General features: G+C 39.4%; 3 protein-coding genes. 2 read left to right on the top strand and 1 reads right to left on the bottom strand.

Going from position 1 to position 3,197, the window contains the following annotated elements; genetic code table 11:
- Both K6G87_RS14315 and K6G87_RS14310 read left to right on the top strand, forming a co-directional pair.
- On the top strand, positions 1 to 709 hold a 709-nt coding region (locus K6G87_RS14315; protein ID WP_330669876.1), incomplete at its 5' end, for an MGH1-like glycoside hydrolase domain-containing protein.
- Positions 699 to 1,973: a glycoside hydrolase family 28 protein gene (locus tag K6G87_RS14310; protein ID WP_296838700.1), complete on the top strand. Its 1,275-nt coding sequence runs from the start codon at positions 699 to 701 to the stop codon at positions 1,971 to 1,973. The genes K6G87_RS14315 and K6G87_RS14310, both read left to right, overlap by 11 nt.
- A gap of 56 nt (positions 1,974 to 2,029) precedes the next feature.
- Here K6G87_RS14310 and K6G87_RS14305 read toward each other — a convergent pair.
- Positions 2,030 to 3,197: methyl-accepting chemotaxis protein (locus K6G87_RS14305; RefSeq protein WP_296838699.1), on the bottom strand; the 1,168-nt coding region annotated here is incomplete at its 5' end.

The following is a 3,197-nucleotide window of genomic DNA, read 5'->3' as shown; positions in this document are numbered from 1 at the left end:
AAGGCTTATTGATAATTTCTGGAATAAGGAAAGAGAAGCCTTTTTTGACAGAGATAAGAATCATCAAATGATGGACGTCCTGACCCATAATAATCTTAGAATGATGTACTGGCACAGTATGGACAGGGAAAGGGCTGACAGATTTGTAAAAAGACATCTGTTAAACGAAAAGGAATTCTGGACTATGATGCCGCTTCCATCTGTTGCCGTAAATGACAGCATGTATAGAAATTATGATGTGAATAACTGGAGCGGCCAGCCTCAGGCACTTACCTATCAAAGGGCTATTGAGGCGCTTGAATACTACGGTTATTATGGTCTTATTCAGGTTCTTGGAAGAAAGCTTTTTGAAGCTATAGGTGAAGATTGTATATTTGTTCAGCAGTATGATCCTTTTACCATGAAACCTTCACTTGATGGAGTTGAAGGAAAACAGGATGCTTATGGGCCGGCCATGCTTTCGGTACTTGAATATATAAGCAGAATGTATGGGGTATGCTATAAAAAGGATAGACTCATCTGGAGCTGTATCAAAAAGGAAGAAGGTTATTACGAACAGCATCTTATGGGACATGTCTACAGGCTTGAGAGGACCAAAGATAAGGCATATGGTTTTATAGATGGTAAGGAGATTTTTGAACTTGATAAGGGAGTAAGGATAGAAACTGATATGGAGGGAAAGGAGCTTTTCATATACGATGATCTATAACATTCTTGATTACAATGCTGTAGGCGATGGAACAACAAAGTGTACCAAAGCTATACAGGCAGCAATAAATGACTGTAGTATAACAGGAGGTCGGGTTTATATTCCTTCCGGAATATTTCTGTCAGGGTCTTTGCGCCTTTTATCCAATGTTGAACTGTATCTTGATAAGGGAGCTGTTCTTAGATCAAGCCTTGATGAAGAGGACATGATAGATTTTTCCAAAGATTTTGTCGATGATAATGCTGATACAGGATGGGAAGGCGGATGCTTTTTATTTGCCTGCCATGAACGTAATATAACTATTCAGGGAATGGGAGTAATAGACGGGCAGGGAAGAGAAGTCTTTTATGACGATGAACCTTTGGAAGCTGAGCATGAATGTCCTCTTAATGTAAGAGGATTTAGGCCAAGACTTAGTTTTCTTGAAGATATAGAAAATCTTGTGATCAAGGATGTGACTTTTTATGATGCGGCCTTTTGGACCCTTCATATGGCAGGCTGCAGGAAGGTCAGGATTGAAAATATTGTAATAGACAATAATAGGAGAGCTCCTAATACAGATGGTATAGATCCTGACTGTTGTAGCGATGTTATTATAAGCGGATGTAAGATTACATCAGGAGATGACTCGGTTGTCATTAAGTCAACCGCCCCAATGTATAATAAGTATGGAGAATCCAAGGATATAATAGTAAATAACTGCATACTTTCTACAAGCTGCAGCGCTATAAAGATAGGGACTGAGACTTATGGCGATATACACGATATTATTATTTCTGACTGTATTATAAGAGACTGTATTCGCGGAATAGGTATATGGTCAAGAGATGGCGGAGATATTTATAATATTGTTGTCCATCATATTGTTGGAAGTGTCAGGAACTATTCAGACAGCAGTATAAGAAATGAAGGAATATACAGCTGGTGGGGTGAAGGGGACCCTGTATTTATGAGCTCTGCGCAAAGAGAAGGAGTAGATAGGATTCCCGGCATTATCCATGATATAAATATTGATAATCTGAATATGACGGCAGAAAACCCTGTCCTTATACTGGGCGAAGACTATTCACCTATACAAAGAGTAACGATTACAAATTCCAGGATCCTGCTCAAAAAAGTAAGTTCAAAACAAAAACTTATAGCAGATGAAAGACCTTCCAAAAGAGGAAGATACGAGATTGAAAGTATGTCCATCTGTAAGAGAGAAGTAAGAGATCTTATAACAGACATAACCTTTATCAAAGATAAAAGCTTTTCCTTTTGACAAATAAAAAACCCGCATCCGTTTAACATACGGAATGCGGGTTTTGCAGCTATAAATTACTCTGTAGCAAGCTGGAAGAAGTTGACTTTCTTATTGAGAGAGTCAGCAAGTTCCTTAAGATCTGTTGCTGAGTTACTGATAAGTGCAAATGTTGCATTAAGTTCTTCCATAGAAGCGTTGGTCTCTTCTGTAGAGGCGGCATTCTGCTGTGATATAGCAGAAAGCTCTGCGATAAGGTCTACAAGCTGAGCCTTGGAAGAATTAAGCATCTGAACCTTGTCGGAAATAGTCTGGGTATTGTGCTCTACGTTGTTAACGTTTGATACAACGCCGTCCATATCAGACTTTGTACCGTTAAGCTGATTGTTCTGCTCTTCAAAGGCAGCATTAAGCTCTTCTATGATCTCCATACTCTTAGTAGAGTCAGATACAAGATCTTCTACGATCTCATTGATAGTAGAAGCAGCTGTATTGGACTGCTGTGCAAGAAGTCCTATTTCATTAGCAACTACTCCAAATCCCTTACCATAGTCGCCTGCTCTTGCAGCTTCTATAGAAGCGTTAAGAGACAGAAGGTTAGTCTGGCTTGAGATCTCTGTGATAGAATGTGATGCATCTGCTATCTTCTTGACAGCATTATTAGTAGCCTTAACCTGAGCATCTATATCCATCATTGAAGACATAACAGTCTTGTTCTGTTCCATGAGACTATCAAGAGCATTTACAGTTCTTCTTGCTGCATCAAGCATCTGACTTGTTGCGTTTGAGAGATCTTCTACGCTTACACCGATATCATCGATGCTATCACCCATTTCATTTGTATTAGTTGCAGATGTTTCTACGCTTTCAGCCTGTGATACAGCACCCTTGCTGATATCGCCTACAGCTTCAGCTACCTGACTGGATACATGTGAAGCAGTCTGAGCAGATGTTGAAAGTGACTCACCTGACTGTGTAACCTTACCTGAAAGTGAAAGAGTTGTTGATATTACATCTGTAAGCTTATTCTTAAGTCCGTCTGCACTACGAACGATATCACCGAATTCATCTTTACGGTTTACATTCTTTTCTTCGAAAGTTGCAGAAAGGTCACCTGTACTAAGTTGTTTAAGTCCACTTACTACATCTTTTACAACCTTCTTGGAGCTTATAAGCATTGTAACACCAATACCGAAGCTTATAAGAAGAATGATACCACTTAAAAGTGTCATCTCGCCTGCTGCT

This window comes from Butyrivibrio sp. (assembly GCF_024699075.1).
Note: the sequence above shows the minus strand (reverse complement) of the source record. Positions and strands in the feature narration are given on the sequence as shown.